Annotated in this window: 23 protein-coding genes and 1 pseudogene; 15 read left to right on the forward strand and 9 right to left on the reverse strand. The window is 64.2% G+C overall.

The features are described 5' to 3' along the window. Positions 1 to 4: 4 nt before the first annotated feature. On the reverse strand, positions 5 to 1,495 hold the full coding sequence (rfaE1, locus tag DH10_RS08440) for a D-glycero-beta-D-manno-heptose-7-phosphate kinase (RefSeq protein ID WP_192256141.1): 1,491 nt from the start codon (positions 1,493 to 1,495) through the stop codon (positions 5 to 7). A 149-nt stretch (positions 1,496 to 1,644) separates the two neighbouring features. After that, a complete protein-coding gene (locus DH10_RS08445; protein WP_192256142.1) occupies positions 1,645 to 2,277 on the reverse strand; it encodes a LysE family translocator in 633 nt (210 codons plus the stop codon). Between the two features lie 192 nt (positions 2,278 to 2,469). Here DH10_RS08445 and rfaD point away from each other — a divergent pair, with 192 nt between their 5' ends. Genes rfaD through waaC form a run of 3 tightly spaced genes read left to right on the forward strand, consistent with a single transcriptional unit; the run spans position 2,470 to position 5,371 of the window. Further along, entirely contained in the window at positions 2,470 to 3,420 is a 951-nt protein-coding gene (gene rfaD / locus DH10_RS08450) for an ADP-glyceromanno-heptose 6-epimerase (RefSeq protein ID WP_192256143.1), read from the forward strand. Further along, complete coding sequence (waaF, locus tag DH10_RS08455; RefSeq protein ID WP_192256145.1) at positions 3,393 to 4,400, forward strand: lipopolysaccharide heptosyltransferase II; 1,008 nt, start codon at positions 3,393 to 3,395, stop codon at positions 4,398 to 4,400. Before rfaD ends, waaF begins: the two co-directional genes overlap by 28 nt. Beyond that, complete coding sequence (waaC, locus tag DH10_RS08460; protein ID WP_192256147.1) at positions 4,397 to 5,371, forward strand: lipopolysaccharide heptosyltransferase I; 975 nt, start codon at positions 4,397 to 4,399, stop codon at positions 5,369 to 5,371. Before waaF ends, waaC begins: the two co-directional genes overlap by 4 nt. A gap of 2 nt (positions 5,372 to 5,373) precedes the next feature. On the opposite strand, the gene greA is transcribed toward waaC, so the two are convergent. Together greA and DH10_RS08470 are read right to left on the reverse strand one after the other, a co-directional pair. Next, positions 5,374 to 5,847, reverse strand: a complete 474-nt coding sequence (gene greA / locus DH10_RS08465; RefSeq protein ID WP_040970906.1) for a transcription elongation factor GreA — start codon at positions 5,845 to 5,847, stop codon at positions 5,374 to 5,376. Between the two features lie 269 nt (positions 5,848 to 6,116). After that, entirely contained in the window at positions 6,117 to 6,650 is a 534-nt protein-coding gene (locus tag DH10_RS08470; RefSeq protein WP_192384608.1) for a tetratricopeptide repeat protein, read from the reverse strand. A 182-nt stretch (positions 6,651 to 6,832) separates the two neighbouring features. On the opposite strand from DH10_RS08470, the gene DH10_RS08475 reads away from it, so the two are divergent. The 5 genes from DH10_RS08475 (at position 6,833) to DH10_RS08495 (ending at position 11,436) form a co-directional block, all read left to right on the forward strand. Then, complete coding sequence (locus DH10_RS08475; RefSeq protein ID WP_192256151.1) at positions 6,833 to 7,258, forward strand: DUF3775 domain-containing protein; 426 nt, start codon at positions 6,833 to 6,835, stop codon at positions 7,256 to 7,258. Between the two features lie 124 nt (positions 7,259 to 7,382). Further along, positions 7,383 to 8,255 (forward strand): extensin-like domain-containing protein, encoded by an 873-nt coding sequence (locus DH10_RS08480; protein ID WP_376774920.1) that lies wholly within the window; start codon positions 7,383 to 7,385, stop codon positions 8,253 to 8,255. Positions 8,256 to 8,357: 102 nt separating this feature from the next. After that, positions 8,358 to 9,182 (forward strand): extensin-like domain-containing protein, encoded by an 825-nt coding sequence (locus DH10_RS08485; protein ID WP_192384609.1) that lies wholly within the window; start codon positions 8,358 to 8,360, stop codon positions 9,180 to 9,182. A gap of 71 nt (positions 9,183 to 9,253) precedes the next feature. Beyond that, complete coding sequence (locus DH10_RS08490; protein WP_192256157.1) at positions 9,254 to 9,961, forward strand: LssY C-terminal domain-containing protein; 708 nt, start codon at positions 9,254 to 9,256, stop codon at positions 9,959 to 9,961. Between the two features lie 161 nt (positions 9,962 to 10,122). Next, the gene (locus tag DH10_RS08495; protein ID WP_192256159.1) at positions 10,123 to 11,436 is read left to right on the forward strand and encodes a hemolysin family protein; all 1,314 of its coding nucleotides are present in this window, start codon (positions 10,123 to 10,125) and stop codon (positions 11,434 to 11,436) included. Between the two features lie 9 nt (positions 11,437 to 11,445). Here the strand turns inward: DH10_RS08495 and DH10_RS08500 are convergent, their stop codons facing one another. Then, positions 11,446 to 12,423: a quinone oxidoreductase family protein gene (locus DH10_RS08500; protein WP_192256162.1), complete on the reverse strand. Its 978-nt coding sequence runs from the start codon at positions 12,421 to 12,423 to the stop codon at positions 11,446 to 11,448. Between DH10_RS08500 and DH10_RS08505 the strand changes: the two genes are divergently transcribed. Next, a complete protein-coding gene (locus DH10_RS08505) occupies positions 12,422 to 12,913 on the forward strand; it encodes a winged helix-turn-helix transcriptional regulator (protein ID WP_376774921.1) in 492 nt (163 codons plus the stop codon). The genes DH10_RS08500 and DH10_RS08505 overlap by 2 nt on opposite strands. Positions 12,914 to 13,030: 117 nt before the next feature. On the opposite strand, the gene DH10_RS08510 is transcribed toward DH10_RS08505, so the two are convergent. Next, positions 13,031 to 13,636: an NADPH-dependent FMN reductase gene (locus DH10_RS08510; protein ID WP_192256166.1), complete on the reverse strand. Its 606-nt coding sequence runs from the start codon at positions 13,634 to 13,636 to the stop codon at positions 13,031 to 13,033. Between the two features lie 90 nt (positions 13,637 to 13,726). Between DH10_RS08510 and DH10_RS08515 the strand changes: the two genes are divergently transcribed. After that, entirely contained in the window at positions 13,727 to 14,095 is a 369-nt protein-coding gene (locus DH10_RS08515) for a winged helix-turn-helix transcriptional regulator (protein ID WP_192256168.1), read from the forward strand. A 170-nt stretch (positions 14,096 to 14,265) separates the two neighbouring features. On the opposite strand, the gene DH10_RS08520 is transcribed toward DH10_RS08515, so the two are convergent. Beyond that, on the reverse strand, positions 14,266 to 14,469 hold the full coding sequence (locus DH10_RS08520; RefSeq protein ID WP_192256298.1) for a hypothetical protein: 204 nt from the start codon (positions 14,467 to 14,469) through the stop codon (positions 14,266 to 14,268). Between the two features lie 116 nt (positions 14,470 to 14,585). Further along, positions 14,586 to 14,981 carry an acyl-CoA thioesterase gene (locus DH10_RS08525; protein WP_192256292.1) on the reverse strand — a complete coding sequence of 132 codons (396 nt, stop codon included), beginning with the start codon at positions 14,979 to 14,981 and terminating at the stop codon, positions 14,586 to 14,588. Between the two features lie 192 nt (positions 14,982 to 15,173). Between DH10_RS08525 and DH10_RS08530 the strand changes: the two genes are divergently transcribed. The 3 genes from DH10_RS08530 to DH10_RS08540 are packed head-to-tail and all read left to right on the forward strand — an operon-like array spanning position 15,174 to position 18,918. Beyond that, positions 15,174 to 16,790, forward strand: coding sequence for a GMC family oxidoreductase (locus DH10_RS08530; protein WP_192256170.1), 1,617 nt, complete (start codon positions 15,174 to 15,176; stop codon positions 16,788 to 16,790). Then, positions 16,787 to 17,998 (forward strand): mandelate racemase/muconate lactonizing enzyme family protein, encoded by a 1,212-nt coding sequence (locus DH10_RS08535; protein ID WP_192256172.1) that lies wholly within the window; start codon positions 16,787 to 16,789, stop codon positions 17,996 to 17,998. The genes DH10_RS08530 and DH10_RS08535 overlap by 4 nt, the downstream gene beginning before the upstream one ends. Next, positions 17,995 to 18,918, forward strand: coding sequence for an NAD(P)-dependent oxidoreductase (locus DH10_RS08540; RefSeq protein ID WP_192256174.1), 924 nt, complete (start codon positions 17,995 to 17,997; stop codon positions 18,916 to 18,918). Before DH10_RS08535 ends, DH10_RS08540 begins: the two co-directional genes overlap by 4 nt. A 71-nt stretch (positions 18,919 to 18,989) precedes the next feature. Here the strand turns inward: DH10_RS08540 and DH10_RS08545 are convergent, their stop codons facing one another. Continuing rightward, on the reverse strand, positions 18,990 to 19,928 hold the full coding sequence (locus DH10_RS08545) for a diacylglycerol/lipid kinase family protein (RefSeq protein WP_192256176.1): 939 nt from the start codon (positions 19,926 to 19,928) through the stop codon (positions 18,990 to 18,992). Between the two features lie 849 nt (positions 19,929 to 20,777). On the opposite strand from DH10_RS08545, the gene DH10_RS08550 reads away from it, so the two are divergent. Both DH10_RS08550 and DH10_RS08555 read left to right on the forward strand, forming a co-directional pair. Further along, positions 20,778 to 21,299 (forward strand): hypothetical protein, encoded by a 522-nt coding sequence (locus DH10_RS08550; protein WP_192256178.1) that lies wholly within the window; start codon positions 20,778 to 20,780, stop codon positions 21,297 to 21,299. 33 nt (positions 21,300 to 21,332) lie between these two features. Beyond that, a pseudogene (locus tag DH10_RS08555) lies at positions 21,333 to 21,569 on the forward strand (DUF2314 domain-containing protein); the annotation flags it as partial. Positions 21,570 to 21,646 lie beyond the last annotated feature (77 nt).

The raw sequence follows: 21,646 nt of genomic DNA on the forward strand, positions 1-21,646 counted from the left end.
ACCCTCAATTCGTGCCGCCGGCGCGCAGCTTGCCGATGGTGCTGGTCGTGCTCTTGCCGGCGACGAGGTCGACCAGCACCACGCGCCCGCCTGCCTTCTGGACCACGTCGGCACCGACCACGGTCTCGATCGTGTAATCCGCGCCCTTGACCAGGATGTCGGGCTTGAGCGCCTCGATCAGCTTGAGCGGCGTGTCCTCCTCGAAGACGACGACGGCATCGACCGAGGCAAGGGCCGCGAGCACGCAGGCGCGGTCATGCTGGTCGTTGACCGGGCGTCCGGGCCCTTTCAAGCGTCGCACCGAGGCATCGCTGTTCAGGCCCAGCACCAGCCGGTCGCACTGGCTGCGCGCGGCATGGAGCAGGCTAACATGGCCGGCATGCAGGATATCGAAGCAGCCATTGGTGAAACCGACGGTCAGCCCCTCCTCCTTCCACGCCGCAACCATCCTGGCCGCCGCATTGGCGTCGAGAATGGCGTCCTGGTGGGCGACCGGTCCATGCGAGCGGAACAGCGCGCCGGAGAGCTCCTCGACGGTCAGCCGCGCCGTGCCGCGTTTTCCCACCACGACGCCGCCGGCGGCGTTGGCGATTGTAGCGGCCTGCACGCGGTCCGCACCGGCGGCGAGCGAAAGCGCGAAGGTCGCGATGACCGTGTCGCCCGCGCCCGAGACGTCGAACACTTCGCGCGCCTGCGTGGAAATGTGACGGGCATCCTCGGAAGTGACGACGCTCATGCCCTTTTCGCTGCGCGTGGCGACGATGAAGTCGAAATCATGCGCTGCGATCAGGTCTCGTGCCGCAGCGACGATCTCCTCGTCGCTGAACACGGCGCGTCCAACCGCCTCGCCAAGCTCCTTGCGATTGGGCGTGACCGCCGTCGCCCCCGCATAGCGCGCATAATCGCGGCCCTTCGGGTCGACCAGCACCGGCTTTCCGGCATCGCGGCAGATAGCAATCAGTTCGGCCGCCACGCCGTCGAGCAGGATGCCCTTGCCATAGTCGGACAGGATGACGATGTCGGCGCGCGCAAGCGCTGCCTGGAAGTGCTCGACGAGCGCTGCCCGCTCGCTGCGGGCAAGCGGCTTGATCTCCTCCTCGTCGAACCGCAGCACCTGCTGGTTGAGCGCGCTGAAGCGGCTCTTCGACGAGGTCATGCGGCCTTGCCGCTGCACCATGCCATCGGTATCGGCACCGAGATCGCCGAGCATGCGCAGGAGATTGTCGCCGGCCTTGTCGGCGCCGATCACGGACACCGGGATCGCGGCGCCGCCCAGCGAGACGATGTTGGAAACGACGTTGCCGGCGCCGCCCATGGCCAGCATCTCGCCCCGGCCGTGCAGCACCGGGATCGGCGCTTCCGGCGAGATCCGCTCGATGACGCCGCTGACGAAGCGGTCGAGGATGAAGTCGCCGACCACCAGCGCGGTGACCTCGCTGAAGCGGGCAATAGTGCGATGCAAGGGCTCCGGGGAAGGCAAATGGTGCTTGATCATCTCACTGGCACACGCCGAACAGGCTGGTCTTGATCAGGGTTGCGGCGTCGGAAATCCGGCGCCCTTCATTCTTCGCGATGCCGATATACCGCAATTGGGGCCAGCGCAACGGCGGGCCGACGCGCGCACGGCCAAGGCCGGCGGACGGATCAGCTCTTTTGCAAGGCAACATGGACACCGAGACCGACAAGCACAGCGCCGCCCGCGCGCTGCATCAGGCGCTGTGCGCGGCCCGAGCGGCGCAGCCGCACGATCATCGTGCCGGCCAGCAAGACGCAAACGATGTCGGACGACGAGAACATCAGATTGACGATGGTTCCCAGCACCACGAACTGCAGCCAAACCGGAAAAGTCGCCGAGGCATCTATGAACTGCGGCAGGAACGCCATGAAGAAGATCGCTGTCTTGGGATTGAGCACCTCGACCGTGATGCTCTCGAAAAAGGCGCGGCGGGCCGATTTTCGCTCGATGACCGGGAGCGTCCCGTCTCCTTGGGTCTTGGCGCGGAACAGCGAGACGCCGAGCCAGATCAGGTAGAGCGCGCCGACAAGTTTGACGGCCAGGTAAAGCGGCGGCACGGCGTGGAACAGCACGGACAGGCCGGTCGCGGCAGCAAGAACATGCACATAGCCGCCAAGGTGGATGCCGAGAGCAGCGGTGAGCCCCGACCAGCGTCCGCGCGCAATGGTCTGCGCCGCCGCATAGAGCATGGCCGGACCAGGAATGTAGGCAAAGATCGCCGTGGTGACGAAAAAGGCCACAAGCAGTTCGGTCGATGGCATTGCCTTGCTCCTGTCGCGACCCCGTCGGTTGCCGGCACTTCGCCCGGGTGGCCGGCTCGCGCGAGGAAGCGTGAGCTTTGCGGCGCGACTGTGGCCGAACGGATGCACTGCAGGTGTTTGACCTGCTTTATCGACACTCCTGCCAGCCTCCCCTATAAGGACCGGAATCGATAAGCGAAACCAGAGGCCTTCATGATCATCGTCACGGGCGGCGCCGGCATGATCGGCTCCAACATCGTCGCCGCGCTCGATGCCGAGGGGCATGACGATATCGTGGTCGTCGACGATCTCACCGACGGCCACAAGATCGCCAACCTGGCCGACCTTCGGATCGCCGACTATCTCGACAAGGACGAATTTCTGGCTCGGCTAGAGGACGGCGGAATCGGCCGCGTCGAAGCCGTTTTCCATCAGGGCGCCTGCTCGACCACAACCGAATGGAACGGCAAGTTCATGATGGACGTGAACTATGCTTATTCGAAGCGCCTGCTGCACGCCTGCCTCGCGCTGCGCGTGCCTTTCCTTTATGCCTCGTCGGCCTCGGTCTATGGCGGCGGCAGCGAGTTCCGCGAAGAGCCCGAATTCGAGCGGCCGCTCAACGTCTATGCTTATTCGAAGAAGCTGTTCGACGACTATGTCCGCCGCAACGTCTTCGATACCGATCATTCGCAGGTTGCCGGCCTGCGCTATTTCAACGTTTACGGGCCGCGCGAGTCGCATAAGGGCGCCATGGCCTCGGTCGCATTCCATCTGTTCAACCAGGTGGCGCGAGGCGAAAATCCGAAGCTGTTCGGTGCTTATGGCGACTTCGGCCCGGGCGAACAAAGCCGCGACTTCATCCATGTCGGCGATGTCGCCGAGGTCAATCTGTGGCTTTGGAAGCGGGGCTTGAGCGGCATATTCAACTGCGGCACCGGCCGGGCCCAGCCGTTCCGCGCCATCGCCGAAACGGTGATCGACACGCTGGGCCGAGGCCAGATCGAGTTCATCCCCTTTCCCGACCATCTCAAGGGCAGCTACCAGAGTTTTACGCAGGCTGATATGTCCCGCTTGCGCGCGGCCGGCTACAATGGCCAATTCCGGACCGTCGAAACCGGCGTTAGAGACTATGTCCAATGGCTGAAAGCCCAACGATCCTCGTGATCGGCCCACGCTGGGTGGGCGACATGGTCATGGCGCAGTGCCTGTTTGCGGCACTGAAGGAAAAGCATCCGAACGCCGCCATCGACGTGCTGGCGCCCGCCTGGGCAGCGCCCCTGGTCAAGCGCATGCCCGAAATACGCTGCCAGATCGATTTCCCGCTGATGCCCGGAGCGCTGGAATTCGGCAGCCGCAGGCGCTTCGGCCGCTTGCTGCGCGGCCGCTACGACATGGCCTATGTGCTGCCGGGGAGCTGGAAATCGGCGCTGATCCCGTTCTTTGCCCGCATTCCGCGCCGTGTCGGCAATTTGCGCGAAATGCGCTACGGCTTGCTGACCGACATCGTTCCGCTGCCCGATGCGGTGAAGCGGCGCACGGCACGGGCCTATTTCGGGCTTGCCCGCGGCGGCACGTTTCGCGCGCCAAAACTCACGGTCGATGCGGCCAACCAGGCCGACCTGCTGGCGCGGTTCGGGCTCGACGCGAAGCAGTTCATCGCCTTGATGCCGGGCGCCGAGTTCGGCCCGGCAAAACGCTGGCCGAGCGAACACTATGCCGAGCTTGCCCGCGAAATGATGGCAAAGGGCCTGGGCGTTGCCCTGCTCGGCTCGAAGAACGACGCCGAGGTTACCGGCGAGATCGCGAGGCTCGCGCCGGGCGCCATCGACCTTGCCGGCAGGACAAAGCTCGAGGACGCCATCGACCTGATCGCCGCGGCGAAGCTTGCCGTTTCGAACGACAGCGGATTGATGCATGTCGCGGCCGCCGTCGGCACGCCGATCGTCGCCGTCTACGGCTCGACGTCGCCCGAGAACACGCCGCCGCTGACCGATCGCTCGGAGCTGATCTGGCTGCATCTTTCCTGCTCGCCCTGCCACAGCAAGGTCTGCCCGCTCGGCCATCTCAACTGCCTGAAGACGCTGGACGTCGCGCGGGTCGCTGCCGCGGCCGACCGGTTGCTCAAGGTTCCGGCAGCCGCATGAAGGTGCTGATCGTCAAGACATCGTCGATGGGTGATGTCATCCACACGTTCCCGGCGGTCGAGGATGCGCTGCGCAATCGCCCCGGCATAAGCTTCGACTGGTGCGTCGAAGAAGCGTTTGCGGACATCGTCGCCTTGCATCCGGCAATAAAGTCCATCCACAAGGTGGCGATCCGGCGCTGGCGCAAGAAACCGTTCGACGGCGGCACGTGGCGCGAGGTGGCCGGCCTGCGCCGCGGCTTGCGAACCGGCCACTATGACCTGGTCATCGACGCCCAGGGGCTATTGAAATCGGCAGTGGTCGCCAGGCTGGCCGGCGCGCCGATCGCCGGTTTCGACCGTTCCAGCGCCCGAGAGCCCTCGGCGACGCTGTTTTATCAGCGCACATACGCGGTGCCGCGCGACCTGCATGCCATCGAGCGCACGCGGCGGCTGTTCGGCCTGGCCTTGGGTTATCAGCCTGATCTTTCGGTCCTCGACTCCGGCATAGTGCCGCCGGCAGATGGACTTCCCGGCGTCGAAGGCAGAACCGCTTTCCTGCTGCACGGCACCAGCCGAGAGGACAAGAAATGGCCGGTTGAGGATTGGATCGAGACCGGGCGCCGGCTGGTGTCCAGGCAATTCACGCCGGTCGTCACCTGGTCGAACGAAGCGGAAAAGCGGCTCGCCGAAGCCATCGCCGGCGCGGTGCCGAAAACGGTGCTGATCCAGAAATCGCCGCTCGCGGAGATCGCCGCGATACTCGGCCGGTCGACGCTCGTCATCGGCGCCGACACCGGCCTCAGCCATCTCGCCAGCGCCTTCGGCCTGCCGACCGTCGCCATCTTCCTGGCGACGGAACCCGGCCTGACCGGCCCACGCGGGCCGTTTTCCTCGACCTTGCTGGCGCCTGCCGGCGGCAATGTCACGCCGGCTGAGGTGATGACTGAAGCGGAACGGCTGCTGGCGCTTAGATCGGAAGCGCCAGTCTAGGCCTAAATAAACTGCACCTGGACGATCTCATACCCCCGCGCTCCGCCGGGGGCATTGACCTCGATGGCGTCGCCGACTTCCTTGCCGATCAGCGCGCGCGCGATCGGCGAGGAGATCGAGATGCGGCCGGACTTCACATCCGCTTCCTGGTCTCCGACGATCTGATAGGTCTTCTTTTCCTCGGTGTCCTCGTCGACCAGCACGACGGTGGCGCCGAACTTGACCTTGTCGCCGCTGAGCTTCGTGACGTCGATGACCTCGGCCCGCGCGATCAGGTCCTCGAGCTCGTTGATGCGGCCTTCATTGTGGCTCTGCGACTCTTTCGCCGCGTGGTACTCGGCATTTTCAGACAGGTCGCCATGCGAGCGCGCTTCGGAGATCGCCTCGATGATGCGTGGACGCTCTTCCTGCTGGCGCCAGCGCAGTTCTTCCTTCAATGACGCGAACCCCTCGCCTGTCATCGGGACCTTGATCATGATGCCTGACCTTTCCTGCCGCCATCCCCGCTTTTCGGGGATAGCCTTGTCGTTGGGTACAAAAAGAAAACGGTCCGGCAGCCTCGGGCTAACGGAACCGTTTCACCACAATTTCCCTGAATATAGCGATCTTCGCGCGATTTTCACGTCCAAAAATGAAGTTCGGCAAAATGATCACTACTTTCGCTTGATCGCCTGGCGGCGAATGCGGCAGCAGCAAAAAACCGGCTGCGATTGTTCGCAGCCGGCTTGGGAAGCTGGTCGTCGGATCAGCTCCTCAGGAAATGATCGATCTGCTCCGATAGCATGCCGTATTCGCGCGAGCCTTTGCCGGTCCGCTTCTCGATCTCCATCAGCTGCTGCTGCGCGCCGGCAAGATCGCCGATCTGCAGGTGAGCCTCGCCGAGATATTCGCGCACCAAGGTGTAGTTCGGGTCGATGCGCAACGCTTCCTCGTAGTAGCCCAGGCCGACCGTGACGCGACCGGAATGGCGATGCGAATAGCCGAGATAGTTGAGAATGCGCGGATCCTGCTTGTTGGCGGCGAGCGTCAGCACCGAGATCGCCTCGTCGTAGCGTCCTGCCATCGCCAGATCGTGGCCCGCCTCGTAGATGCTGTCGTCATCCAGCATGCCATATTGTGGCGTTACGCATTTCTTCTTCTTCTTGTCCCAGACTTCGCCCTTCTTGCACTGCGTGGTCTGACCGCCGCTGCCGCCACCCTCGCCGGCGGTGAAGGCGGGCGCCACAAACAGCGGCAGGGCGGCAACAGCCAGTACCTGAATAAGCAAACGTCTGCGCATTTAAGCCTCCTTGAGCGTGACAATGGCAGACTAACGCCACCTCGATACGGTTTCATCCCGAAAAGCTGGCGGCGGCCAAACTATTTGGACTTTCGGGAGCGCGTCCTGTTCCTTGCGAACGGACGTGACGCGGGCCGCAAATTCGCTATCATCAGTCGAGCGCACCACGAGGAGAAAGGGCAGTGCAGCAGCGCCTCGAGAAGGAATGGGATCTTTCGATCGACCCGGACACGGTGCGCCTGTTCATCCTGAAGGCCAAGGCGCTGAGTGCCGCCGTCAACGAGGACTATGACGACGGCACCGAGCACGAGGTCGAATTCGACGGCGACAGGCATGACAACCATCACCATGACGGCCTTGTCGAGGAAGCCTCGGAAGACCTCACCGAGGAGGAATTCCGCGAGCTGATCAACGACCTCAACGTCGATGAGGCGGCCGAACTCGTGGCGTTGGCCTGGGTCGGCCGCGGCGACTACGAAGCTTCCGAATGGATCGACGCGGTTGCGGCCGCGCGCGAGCGCGCCAACAAACGCACCGCAAAGTACCTGCTCGGACTGCCGCAACTCGCAGACTGGCTGGAGGAAGGCCTGGAGGCGATCGGCGCGTAACGGGCCGGTAACCGATTTTGATCGCAGCGCCGGGGCTTCCAAAGCAACCTTGCATTGCCGGCGCCGTTTCCGGCCGATGGCAACGCTGAGCTTTTCCGGATTTTGCAGACTGGTGCTGCCTTTGGTGGCAGCAACCTTGCTGATCACGCCGGCGATGGCCCGGCACCACCATCACCGGCCGCATAAGAGCCATTTGGCGCCGGCCAGCGAAAGTGCGACGCCGTCGCCGGAGGCGCCGGCATCGGCGCCGATTCCCGAGCCGCGCCCTGCTGAAGAGCCTGATCGAGATTCCGAACTCGAACCGCAGACGCCGGCAGCCGTCCCGACGCCACCGGAAAAGCCGACCGAAGTGGCGCCTGAACCGCCTGCCACCGCACCGAAGCCGCCGGAGAAGCCCGCACAGGCGGAAGTGCCTCCCGATCCGCGTTCCGCTGAACTGCCAGCCGACAAGATGCCGGAAGAAGAGGTGGCCTGCCGCACGCGGCTGAAGGCGCTCGGCGTCGAATTCGAAGAACACAAGGCCGAGCATGATGCCGCAATCGGCTGCTCGATCCCCTACCCGATCGTTCTGAAAACGCTGGGAAAATCGATCGGCATCGGTTCCGGCACTGAGCTCAATTGCCGGATGGCCGAGGCTGCGGCGCGCTTTGCCGCCGATGTCATCCGGCCGGCCGTCAAGGCCGAATTCGGCGCCGATCTCAAATCGATCACCCAGGCCTCCGCCTTCGTCTGCCGTCCGCGCCACGGTGGCGAAAAGCTGTCGGAGCACGCCTTCGGCAATGCGCTGGACATAGCTTCCTTCACGCTGACGGACGGCAAAAAGATCGAGATCGGACCGGCGCCGCCCGAGAAGGATGCAAACTTCCTGAACACGGTTCGCAAGGCCGCCTGCGGACCGTTCAAGACGGTACTCGGTCCGGGCAGCGATCCCGACCATGCGCTGCATTTCCATCTAGACCTCGAGCCGCGCCGCCACGGCGGGACGTTCTGCCAATAAGAACAGATGCCGCAATTCGGCCCCAGGCGTGAATGCCGGCGCTGATCTTTCCTTTACTCTTGCCGACTAGACTTGTGCCATCCGGGGACAGGATGCCTTTCGATGGCTCGAATATTTGGCGCCAGCCTCGCCTTGGCGCGACTGAACACTCGTGCGCGCTTCGCCGCCGCCAGGTTGGCGGCAGGGCTCGCGATCACAGCAGTCTCGGCCTGCACCACCGGCGACGTCTTCTCGCTGCAGCCTGCTGTCGATGTCGGCAGCCAGACCGCCGCCGTGCCCGAGGCTCCGCAATATTCCGGCATGCAGAGGCTTGTCCCGTCCAACCCCTACATGACCCAGGCCGCCTATCCGCGCATGGATGAGCCGATGTCATCGCCCGAGCAGATGCCGGCGAGCGAGATCGACTGCCGCAATGAGCTGAAACGGCTCGGCGTCGTTTACCAGGACATTCAGCCGATCCACGAAGGCCAGTGCGGCATCGACTTCCCGGTGAAAGTTTCGGCCATCGGCAGCGTCGAGATGAAGCCCGCCGCCACGCTGACCTGCAACATGGCCGCAACCTTTGCCGCCTGGACTAGGAACGAGCTCGTGCCGGCCGCCCGCTGGCGCTATTTCTCCGGCGTCAAGGCCATCCACCAGGGGTCGAGCTATTCCTGCCGCAACATCGCCGGCGAGGGCGTCTTATCCGAACACGGCAAGGGCAACGCGCTCGACGTCATGAGCATCGAGCTCAACAATGGCGACGACATCGACGTGCGCAAGCCAGGCCTGTTCGCCTTCCGCACCCGCGGCTTCCTCAACAATGTACGCGCCGACGGCTGCCAGTATTTCAACACGGTGCTCGGCCCGGGCTACAATTACGACCACCGCAACCACTTCCACTTCGACGTCAAGAACCGCAGGAGCGGGTACCGCGCCTGCCGCTAACTGGCATCCTCTGCCCAATCCGCTGAACGCCGCGTAGAGTGGCCTGATACAAGCTTGGGGAGCGGTCTCTCGTGAGTGAGCGAAGCCTTCGGCGGCGCGCGGCGATCTGGCTGGCGGCTTTCTGCGCCTTCTATCTGGCATTTGCCTATCTCGCCGCGCCGGAATTCTGGACCTGGCGGGAGCGCGGCTTCCGCACGCAGCGCTTCGAGATGGTGACGCATACGCCGCAGGGGATTCCGGGCGACCCGATCAATGTCGGACTTGTCGGCACCGAGAAGGAAGTGGTCCACGCCTTTGCCGTCGCCGGCTGGGACACGGCCGATGCCGTCACTTTGCGGACCGCGATCGACATCGGCGAAAGCGTCTTGTTTTCCCGTCCCTATCCCGATGCGCCGATGAGCCGCCTGCTGTTCGAAGGCCGCGCCCAGGATCTCGCCTTCGAAAAGCCGGTCGGCGACAGCGCCGACCGGCGCTACCACGTCCGCTTCTGGCAGACAAATACGGTCGGCGACGATGGCCGCCCGCTCTGGCTGGGCGCCGCAAGCTTCGACCGCGGCGTCGGCCTCAGTCACGACACCGGCGCGATCACCCATCACATCGGCCCGGACATCGACGCCGAGCGCGACTTCCTGATCGGCGACCTCGATGCTGCCGGCATGCTGGTCTCGACCAGCGAGATACCGGGGATCGGCGCCACGAAAGACGGCAGGAATGGCGGCGGCGATCCCTATTTCACCGACGGCATGGCGGTAATCGGCGTGTTGAGGAGGCTGCCCTGACCGAGGCTGTAAGACTCAGGCCATTGTGATGACGATCTTGCCGAACGGCTGGCGCCGCCCTGGGATGTCGCCTGAAACCGCTGTGCTTGAAAAAATTGTCATGCTCCAAAAATAGCGGCGGACTATTTTCGAATGCGCTGCAGCAATGCTATTGACCGCCTATGCTTTATGTTGAAATCGCCGTCGTGGCCGTCCTCATCTTGGTGAACGGCCTTCTGGCAATGTCCGAACTTGCGATCGTCTCGTCGCGGCCGGCCCGCCTCAAGGCGATGATCGACCGCAACGTCAGGGGCGCCGGTCGCGCCCTGGCGCTCGGTTCCAACCCCGGCAAGTTCCTGTCGTCGGTGCAGATCGGCATCACCTTGGTCGGCGTGCTGTCCGGCGCCTTTTCCGGCGCCACGCTCGGCGAGCGGTTGGCGCAGTATCTGGTCTCGACCGGCATCCGTGAGAACATCGCGGATCCCATCGGGGTCGGCATCGTCGTCGCTATCATCACCTATGCCTCGTTGATCGTCGGCGAGCTCGTGCCGAAGCAGATCGCGTTGAGGGATCCGGAGCGGGTCGCGGTCCGCGCCGCACCGGCGATGACCATCCTTGCCACCGTTTCGGCGCCGCTGGTCTTCCTGCTCGACATTTCCGGCCGCGCCATTCTCTGGCTGCTCGGGCAGACCGGCGAGACGGAAGAGAAGGTCACCGACGAGGAGATCAAGATGCTGGTCGCCGAGGCCGAGCATCACGGCACGATCGAATCCGACGAGCGGCGCATGATCGCCGGCGTCATGCGGCTTGGCGACCGCGCGGTGCGCGCCGTGATGACGCCGCGCACCGAGGTCGACTGGATCAACCTGCAATCCGACGAGGCGGCCATCAGGCGGCTCTTGATGGAGACGCAGCATTCGCGGCTGCCCGCAGGCGACGGCAATGTCGACGCCATGATCGGTGTCGTGCAGACGCGCGATGTGCTGGCCGCCCTTCTCGCCGGCAGGGTGTTGGATCCGCGCCAGCATGTGCGCGAGGCGCCTATCGTGCATGACCAGGCCGACGCGCTCGACGTGCTGGCGAAGCTGAAGGAATCGGACGTGCCGATGGCGCTCGTCCATGACGAATACGGCCATTTCGAGGGCATCGTCACGCCGGCCGACATGCTGGAAGCGATCACCGGCGTCTTCCGCTCGGACCTCGAGGCCGGCGAGGAAGAAAACGCCGTCAAGCGGGAGGACGGCTCATGGCTGCTCGCCGGTTACATGCAGGCCGACGAGATGGCCGAAACACTCGGCATCGATCTGCCGGAGAACCGCGACTATGAGACGGTGGCCGGCTATGTGCTGTCGCATCTGCATCACCTTCCCACCACCGGTGAATGCGTCGACGCGCAAGGCTGGCGCTTCGAGGTGGTCGACCTCGACGGCCGCCGTATCGACAAGCTGATCGCAACGCGACTGCCCGACGGCCATCGCCCGATCGCGCGGCGATAGATTCAAACCTTATGGAATGAGCACGACCTTGCCCGTCGAACGGCGCTCCTCGATCAAGCGATGCGCGTCGCCGGCCTCGTGGAGCGAAAAACGGCCGCCGATTGTCACCCGCAGTTGGCCACTCGCCGCCAGTTTGAAAACTTCGGACTGGCTCGCCTTCAGCACGCCGGGAGTCAAAAGCGGCAGCAGCGCGAAGCCCTTGAGCGATTGGTTCCGGCCGATCATCGCTTCCAATTCAGCGACCCCAAGCGCGAGACGACCGAGCGCCGCGAACACGAGTTCGCCGCCGGGTGACAGCACGTCCAGGAAATCCTCGGTTATCGCACCGCCGACAGTGTCATAGATCGTATCGACGCCGCCCTTCGCGACATCTCCGACCTCGGCCGCCCAATCCGGCACCTGATGATCTATGGCGGCATCGGCGCCAAGCGACAGGACGAAGTCACGCTTGGCTTTGCCGCCGGCCAGCGCGATGATCCGGCGGGCGCCCTGCCCTCGCGCCAGTTGGATGAGCAATGAACCGACGCCGCCCGCGGCGGCTGGAATGAGCACCGCTTTGTTCGCGGGCGGGCTTTGCCTGAGCTGATGGAAGGCCGTCAGCCCTTGCACCATCAAGGCCGTCGCCTCCTCGAAGGACAGCGTATCCGGCAACGGCACGGCCAGGCTGGCGTCGATCGTCACATACTCGGCATAACCGCCGAGAGGCCGCTCCGAGACAAAGAGCGGCGCCGCCACGCGGCTTCCCAGCAATCGCGGGTCCACGCCCTCGCCGACAGCCTCGATGGTGCCGGCGGCCTCGACGCCGGGGAACATCGGCAGGCTCGGCGTGACCGCGTAGCGATCCGCCCGCATCAGCACCTCGAAGAAATTGATGCCGGCGGCTGCAACCTTGACCAGGACCTCCCCGGCGCCAGCGGACGGCTCCGGAATGTCGACGACTTGCAGCACTTCGGGACCGCCGAAGCGGCTGAACTGAACGGCTTTCATGGCAGGCTCCGATCGCTATGGCATCGGGCGCGCTTTGCCACTATCTGCGTTCTCGCCGCTACACACAGATTTGTCCGCTGCTCACCAGGAGGTGACCATGGCCCGCACAATCAAGAAACTGCCGATGCTGCCGGCGGAGCGTGCCCTGAAGGTGATCTCCGGCCGCTGGAAAGCGGTGATCCTCTACTATCTGTTCGACGGCCCGCGCCGGCTCTCGGCACTGAAGGCGCTTATGCCCGGCATCACCCAGAAGGTGCTGATCGACCAGTTGCGCGAGATGGAGGAGCACGGTCTGGTCAGCCGCGAGATCTTCGCCGAAATCCCGGCGCGCGTCGAATATTCCGCGACGCCTCTCGGCCTCAGCCTCGAGCCGATCCTTTTGGCGCTTTGCGAGTGGGGGCAGCACCATGCGGACGAACTGAACGAGCGCGAGCGCCTTGCCGACTGCATCATCAGGCCAAGGCAGGCGGCTCAGGCTTCCGCAAATTGAAAAGGGCGGCGCAAGCGCCGCTCAAGCCTCCGCGAATTGAAAAGGGCGGCGCAAGCGCCGCCCTTGGGAAATGATCTTGAGAGGATAATCTCGGGAGGATGATCCTGCTGCGACGGCTCAAGCCGCCTTGGCTTCGGCGTCAATCGCATCGGCGGCGCGAGCCGCCTTCAGGACCTTCGCCCACCAGGCGACATCATTGATCAATGCGGCAGCAGCCTGGTTGAGGTGCTCGATGTCCTCGAGCTTCTTCTCGCCCTGGCGCACCGCCAGGAAATCGCCCCAGGCGATGTGGACGGCCGACTTGACCGGCGCCATCTGCAGCTCGACGGCATGCAGCCGGAGCTGCTCGACGGCCCGCGAGCCCCCGACGCTGCCATAGCCGACGAAACCTGCCGGCTTCTTGTTCCATTCGTTGGCAGCGTAGTCGATGGCGTTCTTCAGCACCGCGGTCGGGCCGTGATTGTATTCGGCGGCGGTGAAGATGAAGCCGTCGAACTCGGCGACCTTCTTCTGCCAGCGCTGCGCCACCTCGTTCTGCGACGGCGCCCAGGCGGACGATGCGACCTCGTCGAAGAAGGGCAGCGGGAAGTCACGCAGATCGACGACTTCGACATCGATGTCGGCATGCGTCTTGGCGATCTTGGCGATCCACTGCGTCGGCACGTCGGCGAAGCGGGCGGCGCGCGTCGAACCGACGACAATGGCGATTTTGGGCTTGGACATTGGGCTCTCCTTGCGGGGGAATTTCTGGTATCGTTTGGATACCGGCGCTATATGTGATACTGACAAAGCCGCACGCAAGGAGGCACGTTTTTGTTACTGAGGCACCCCCACAACACCGAGGACTGCCGCGCCGTGTCGGAGATCCTGCAACGGGTCGGCGACAAATGGACCGTTCTGGTGGTCGGCAAGCTGGGCGGCGGAGCGATGCGCTTCAACGAATTGCGCACGGCCGTCGGTGGCATTTCGCAGAAGATGCTGACCACCACCTTGCGCGGCCTGGAGCGTGACGGCTTCGTGACGCGCAAGGTGTTTCCGACCATTCCGCCGCGCGTCGACTACGAGCTTACCGAGCTCGGCCACGAGTTGCTGGTGCCAGTCGGGGCGCTCGGCGAATGGGCGCGCAAGAACACCAGTCGAGTTCAAGCAGCGCGCGCGAAATTCGACGGCCAGAAGGCCTGAAATCCTTGCGACGCAAGGGATTTCGGGTTCTCGCGGAAAGGCAACCCGCTCGCGTCAGGCCTGCATCCTGCATTCAATTTTGATGGCGTCCGCCGATGTTCGGCTGCCGTGTCATGCCCAATGCGGCGGCGCCGCCGTTCGGCCGATGATCGTCTGCCGCCGGTAGTCCGTCAGGCGCTTCGGCTCGTACTGCTGCAGCACATGGTGGGGCAGAGATCGAGCCCCGCTGCCCGGTTGCCGAGGGGCGTCTGGCCATATGTGCAGGCAACGCACGGAATATCTTTTTTGACCTCGGCATAGGCGGTTATGCCGAGCAGGCAGACCAGAGCGACGAGGGCTGCCACAAGCCAGCCGTTCAGCATGTGTTGACGCATTGTCTTTCCTCCAACGCCCGCAAAGTGGAGCGTGAAGGCAACCACTGGATGTCGCGACGTGCATAACCCGCGCGGGCGTTGTTACAAATGTCCTGGAATTGGAGAATCGGCTTGCGTCAGCTTTCGGCCGGAACCGGCTTCGGCTTGCCCTCGCCGTCGAGCGCCACCATGACGAAATCGGCATGGGTGACCTTCTCCATCAGGTCGGAGAGGTAGCGCTGCGCCCAGGCCTCGACCTTGAGCGTCATCGAGGTGCGGCCGACGCGCTCGACATGCGTGTAGATGCACAGCGTGTCGCCGATCTTCATCGGCTTGGCGAAGGACATCTCCTTCACCGCGGCCGTCACCACGCGGCCCTTTGCGCGCTCGGCGGCCCGGATGCCGCAGGCAAGGTCCATCTGCGCCATCACCCAGCCGCCGAAGATGTCGCCGGCGGCGTTGGCGTCGGACGGCATGGCAAGCGTCCTCAGCGTGAGATCGCCGAGCGGCTTTCCGTCCGCGTAATGCACCATGAGGAGGTCCTTCAACAGCTGCTCTGCCTGCACCCGTACCAACGCGGCTGCCATGTCGCAAGCTTTGCTGAAAGCGAAAGCAGCGCCGCTCAAGCGGTCGCTTTTTTCACAAGCCATGCCGGAAGCCCCGGCGACGCGGTGAGCCGGCAGTGTCTAGGGTAAGCGCCGGATTTCGGAGCCCGCCCGCGCATCATGCAGACCTATGATTTCATTATCGTCGGCTCCGGCTCGGCCGGCTCGGTCGTTGCGGAAAAGCTTTCGGCCTCGGGCCGCTATTCGGTCCTGGTGCTGGAAGCCGGTGGCACCGATCGCAGGTTCTATGTCCAGATGCCGCTCGGCTATGGCAAGACCTTCTTCGACCCCGCCGTCAACTGGAACTACAAGGCCGAGCCCGACCCCGGTCTTGCCGGCAATGCCGACCACTGGCCCCGCGGCAAGCTGCTCGGCGGATCGAGCTCGATCAACGCCATGGTCTTCATCCGGGGCGCGCGCGAGGACTTCGACGCCTGGGCCGCCGCCGGCAATCCGGGCTGGAGCTATGACGCACTGCTGCCAGCCTTCAAGGCGCTGGAGGACAACGAGGCCGGCGCCAACCAGTGGCGCGGTGTCGGCGGCCCGTTGCGCATCACCGATTGCTCGAACGCCGTGCATCCGCTGACCAAGCGCTACCTGGCCGCCGCCGAGCAGGCCGGCCTGCCGTTCAATTCGGACTTCAACGGCGCCACCCAGGAAGGCGTCGGCGTCTACCAGATCACCACCAGGAACGGCCGCCGCATGTCCACCGCTCGCGCCTTCCTGCGCCCGGCGATGAAGCGCAGCAACATCCGCGTCGAGACCAACGCGCTGGCGACGAAAATCCTGTTCGAGGGCAAACGTGCGGTCGGCATCGAATACGAGCAGAACGGCGAGACAAAAACGGTACGCGCCGGCCGCGAGGTCATCCTGTCCGGCGGCTCGATCAACTCGCCGCAATTGCTGCAGCTCTCCGGCGTCGGTCCGTCGACGCTGCTCACCGGTCTCGACATCCCGGTCATCCATGCCAATGAGAATGTCGGCGCCAACCTGCAGGACCACGTCGGCATCAACTACACTTTCAAGGGCAAGCTGCCGACACTCAACCAGATCCTGCGCCCTTGGTGGGGCAAGCTGCTGGTCGGCATGCAATACATCCTGCTGCGCTCGGGTCCGCTGTCGCTGTCGATGAACAATGCCGGCGGCTTCTTCCGCACCGACCCGTCGATGGCGCGGCCGAACATGCAGCTTTATTTCCAGGCCTTCTCGACCGTCATTCCGAAGAGCGGCGAGCGCCCGATCCTGACGCCTGATCCATGGCCGGGCTTCTCCGTCGGCCTTTCCAACTGCCGACCGTCGAGCCGCGGCGAGATCATGATCCGCTCGAGCAATCCGCGCGACTATCCGAGGATCACAGCGAACGCCTATTCCACCAACGCCGATGTCGACGAGATGCTGGCGGCGGTGAAGTTCGTGCGCAAGATCGCCGCGATGCCGGCCTTGGCCGAGATCATCGAGGAAGAGGTTTTGCCTGGTCCGTCGATCACTTCCGACGCCGATCTGATTCAGGATTTCAGGAAGCGCTCAGGCACCGTCTATCACCCGGTTTCGACCTGCCGGATGGGTCCGGACGCCTCGCGCGCCGTCGTCGATCCAAGGCTTCGGGTGCACGGGTTAAGCGGTCTGCGCGTCATCGACGCATCGATCTTTCCCGACAACATCACCGGCAACACCAACGCCGCCTCGATCCTCACCGGATGGAAAGGCGCCGAACTGGTTCTGGAGGATCAGAAATGAAAGTCACCGACGTCAAGACCTGGGTTGTCGACAACCCGCCGCCCGGCATCGGCGGCAAGTATTTCATTTTCGTCAAGCTCACCACCGACGGCGGCGTGGTGGGCTACGGCGAGGCCTACAACGCCACCTTCTCGGCGCATATCACCGCCAGGATGATCGAGGACATGGCCGAGCGTTACCTGATCGGCCGCGATCCGCACGATGTCGAAAACCTCTTCCGCCGCGTCTATTCCTCCGGCTTCACCCAGCGTCCCGACGTTTCCGGCATGGGCTGCTTCTCGGCGCTCGAAATGGCTTGCTGGGACATCATCGGCAAGGAGGCGGACAAGCCTGTCTACAAGTTGCTCGGCGGCCAGGTGCACGAGACGCTGCGCTCCTACACCTACCTCTATCCGCACACCGGCAGCGTCCATTCGGAAGATGCGCGCGGCAAGAACGTCTACAACGATCCCGACATGGCCGCGGCCTGCGCGCTGGAATATGTCGAGCAGGGTTTCAATGCCGTGAAGCTCGACCCTGCCGGCCCCTACACCGCCTTTGACGGCCACCAGCCGCGCCTCATCGACATCGACCTTTCGGCGCGCATGATCAAGGCGATCCGCGAGGCTGTCGGTAACAGGGCGGACATCCTGTTCGGCACGCATGGCCAGTTCACCGCCTCCGGCGCGCTGCGCATGGCACGTGCCATCGAGCCCTATGATCCGCTGTGGTTCGAGGAACCGGTGCCGCCCGACATGCCCGAGGTGATGGCGCAAGTCGCCCGCGCGACCTCCATCCCGATCGCCACCGGGGAGCGGCTGACCACGAAATTCGAATTCGCCCGCGTCATCGAGAACCGCGCCGCCACCATCCTGCAGCCGGACCTCGGCCGCTCCGGCGGCATCCTGGAGACCAAGAAGATCGCCGCCATGGCCGAGGCCTACCACATCCAGGTCGCGCCCCACTGCTATTGCGGGCCGATCGTCGGCGCCGCCAACATCCAGCTAGCGGTGACGCTGCCCAACTTCCTCATTCTGGAATCGCTGAAGCAGTGGGATGGTTTTCACGCCACGCTGCTGAAGAAGAAGATCGAATGGCAGGATGGCAACGTCATCCCGTCGAAGGAGCCTGGCATGGGGGTCGAGCTCAATGAGGAGGTCTGCGACGCCCACCCCTATAGCGGCAAGGACCTGCATCTGCAGATGATGCAGACGCCGCTGATGCCGTGACCGCGCGCCTCGCTTACGCCTTCATCGGCCTTGGCCATCTCGGCGGCAACCTTGCCGCCAGCGTGCTGCGCAACGGTTTTGCCGTCACCGTCTTCGATCGCGACCCCGCGGCGATCGAGCGGCTTGTGGCGCTCGGCGCAACGGCGGCAACAAGTCCTGCGGAGGCGGCCGCGCGAACCGGCAATGCCATCACCTGCCTCCCCTCGCCGAAGGTGAGCGAAACGGTGCTCGCCGGTCCCGACGGATTGCTTGAAGGCCTCCCCGCCGGCGGCGCCTGGGTCGAGATGTCGACCAATGGCCGCGACGAGATCCTGCGACTCGCCGCAATCGCTTCAGCAAGGGGCATCGAGACGCTGGAATGCCCGGTCACCGGCGGCGTGCATCTGGCGGCGGCGGGAAAGATTACGGCACTCGTCGGCGGCGACGCGGCGCTCTACGAACGGCACCGGCCGGCGATCGAAGCGATGTGCGCGAGGTCGTTCCTGATGGGTGCGGTCGGCTCGGCGGCGGTGATCAAGGTCATCACCAATATGCTGGCATTCATCCATCTCGTCGCCGCCGGCGAGGCGCTGATGCTGGCCAAGCAGGGCGGGCTCGACCTTGCCCAGGCCTATCACGCGATCGTCGCCTCCTCCGGCAACAGCTTCGTGCACGAGACCGAAAGCCAGCTTGTCCTCAACGGCTCCTACGACATCGGCTTCACCATGGATCTGGCGCTGAAGGACCTCGGCTTCGCGCTTGCCATGGGCAGGGACTTCGGCGTGCCGCTCGATCTCGCCGCCCGCGTCAACGCCATCTTCGAAGAGGGCAAACGCGCCTATGGCGGCGACGCCTGGTCGACGCAGATCGTCAAGTTGCTTGAGGATGCTGTCGGAACCGAGCTTCGCGCCCAGGGCTTCCCGGCCAGGCTGAAGGCGTAGGGGCAAAAACTTTAGCCATCTGTTTCAGATGGTTAGCTCCGCCTGCGGAATCAGATGTTGAATCCGTTGATTCAACATCTCAGCGTCAGCGCCCCCGGCAGGATTTCGAAAGTCGCAGGGATCCGGCCCGGCGACTCGCCGTCTATGTCGACCAGCGCCCCGTTCTTCTCGCCATCGCCCAGCGGCTCGACCAGCACCTTGCGGCCGCGCAGGATGGTGATCGCCGGGTGGTTGCGGTGAAGCCCGCCATAGAGCAGCCGGATATCCCGGATCAGCCCGAGCTTGTTGGCGGCTCGCAGGATGACGATGTCGAACTGGCCGTCGTCCAATTCAGCGTCCGGCGCGATCATCATGCCGCCGCCGAAGAATTTTCCGTTGGCCACCGCCACCAGCGCCATGCGCGCCTCGACCGGTTCGCCGTCGTCGATGGTGATCCTGACGTCCTGGAAGCGGTAGCGGATGAATTCGAGCACCGTGCGCCAGAAGAACAGCGCCTTGACCGAGACCTTGCCCTTGCGCTTGTCCGCATTGACCGCGCGATCCGTGGCGCCGGAGAGGCCGAGGCTGGCGATGTTGATGAAGTGACGGCTGGCCAGCGCGCCGTGGTCATCGATGTAGCAGATGCGTCCGGCATCGACCTTGCGCGCGCTGCCGCCGGCGATGCGCGCCAGCGCTTCCTCGATTCCGTCCGGCAGGCCCAACCCTCGCGCGAAGTCGATACCGGTGCCGCAAGGCAGAAGCCCGAGTTCGCTCGCCCGGCCGGTCTCGTGCTTTGCCTGCAGCAGCCCATCCGCCACTTCACTGGCCGTGCCGTCGCCGCCGGCGGCAATCACCAGGTCGCAGCCATCGGCGGCGAGGTCGATCGCCAGCCGCTCGGCATCGCCGCTGGTTTGCGTCTCGCGCAGATCGAAATCGCCGAAATGCTTCTTGAGCGCTGCGGCGACCTCGGGCCAATGACGCTTGAGCTTGCCGCCTCCCGCAATCGGATTGAGAACCACCCCGACCTTCAATCCGACCTCCCCCGAGGCATGCCGCCCAACCTGGGCGGCGGTTTTGGACAGCGACATAGATCTGACAAAGAACCGAGCAGCCGCCCGCAGTCCTTTGCCGGCATTGAAACGCGGGCCGAGTGGCGGGGCAAGGCTCATCGTCCAAAAGGCCTCAGAAATACGGCGCAGGCTGTCTAAGGGGTTTGGGCCGGCAAATTCCGAGCCTTGTCGCATCGGTCCCCGATAATCCCGCTATCCACAGGTCCGGGTCTATTCCGCAAACCCCTTATCCGGCGTACGTTGAACCCATCTCAGGCGGCTACCGAACGCCCTAGCCGAAAGGCAAAAGCGCAAAGGCGGATTTCCTGAGGCCCGTACGGCCCGGAACGAGAGCAGGTTCGCCTGTTGGAGGGACGGATGTCGGCGGGGCCGCGGAAAGCGTGCGAACGCCGACGGCGGACCGATGCTGCCATGAAGGCCGGTGAAAACCTTCGATGGCACGCTGGGCGAAGCCCGCAAGGGTGGAGAGCGGCGTGGTCTGGAACGGGCGTTACCTTCGGGTGGCGACTGGCAGGACCGTCAAAATCAAGGCTGGCCTGGCGCGACGACTTTACGGAAGTTGCTGCCGTAACCGGTTCCTGATCTGACAGGGAGGCGCTGGGAGAAATCCCGGCGCCGACTGTCCTTTTGGGCCACCGCTTCGTCGGCTTTTTCGCCGCCCTGCGCACGCTGCTGATGCTTTCCCGCCACAGTCGCAAGCCAAGCAACCTTCAGCAACACGCTGACATGCACAATTCACAATCGCGGCCAAATCCCGCCTTGTTCCCCGGCGATTGATCGTGCTGGGAACGAATTCGAAGGGACAGGACCGTGATCAAGACCGCCCTTGTCGCCATGACCATCGTCGGCTGCGACTGTGATGCCAAGCTCTGCGAGTATATCGGCGAGACGCCGGCCAAATGGGCGACGATCGCCGACTGCGAAGCGGCGATGAAGAGCCAGATGCTGCACCAGCGCAATTTCAACTATCCGCTGGTGTCCGGCATCTGCCGCACCAAGGGTTCGGCATCGACCTCGGAGCTCGCCGCGAAAGCATCCGGGCCGGAGCTGAAGCCCCCGAACCGCGTCGTCGAAACCATCGCGCCGTTGCCGCCCGAGCTTAGCCATCGCCCAAGCGCCCCGGTCGGCGCAACGGTGACGGCCAGCGAGACGGAAGCCGCGCGACCGGTCGCCTTCGAGGCAGCGGTCGACGGCGGCAGCGCCGTGCTCTACCGCACCAAGGCCGGCTATGCCGTGGTCAAGACCGACCTCGGCCGCGCGGCGACAGCGACGATGGACATGGCGAAGCGGTCGGCCAACTGGCTGGCGGGACTGGTGCCGAGCGGCCTGTAATCCAGTCTAAGGCGTGTTGAGACGGAGCATTTCCGGGTCATCCCCTTCAAGCGGACCGCCACCGGCTTTGTCGGCATATTGGCGAACGAGCCGGAACTCGTCCGCAACGTCGTCTTCGGCCAGAACATCGAATTCACCAGGGACGATATTTCGGACCGGGGATACACCAGGAACGGCCATCAGGTCGGCAGCTTCACCGTCTGCGTGACGTTCAAGAAAATGTCGAAGGAAGAAGCGGATTACATGCGCACCCAATACGGCTTCGACTGATGACGCCCGAGCAATTCCAGGAAAAATGCGCAGCGGTTTTCCGTCCGGAATTGGCGTAAAAACAAACGCTTAGAGCG

Origin of the sequence: Mesorhizobium silamurunense, from assembly GCF_014843825.1 — a bacterium.
Classification (GTDB): Bacteria; Pseudomonadota; Alphaproteobacteria; order Rhizobiales; family Rhizobiaceae; genus Mesorhizobium; species Mesorhizobium silamurunense.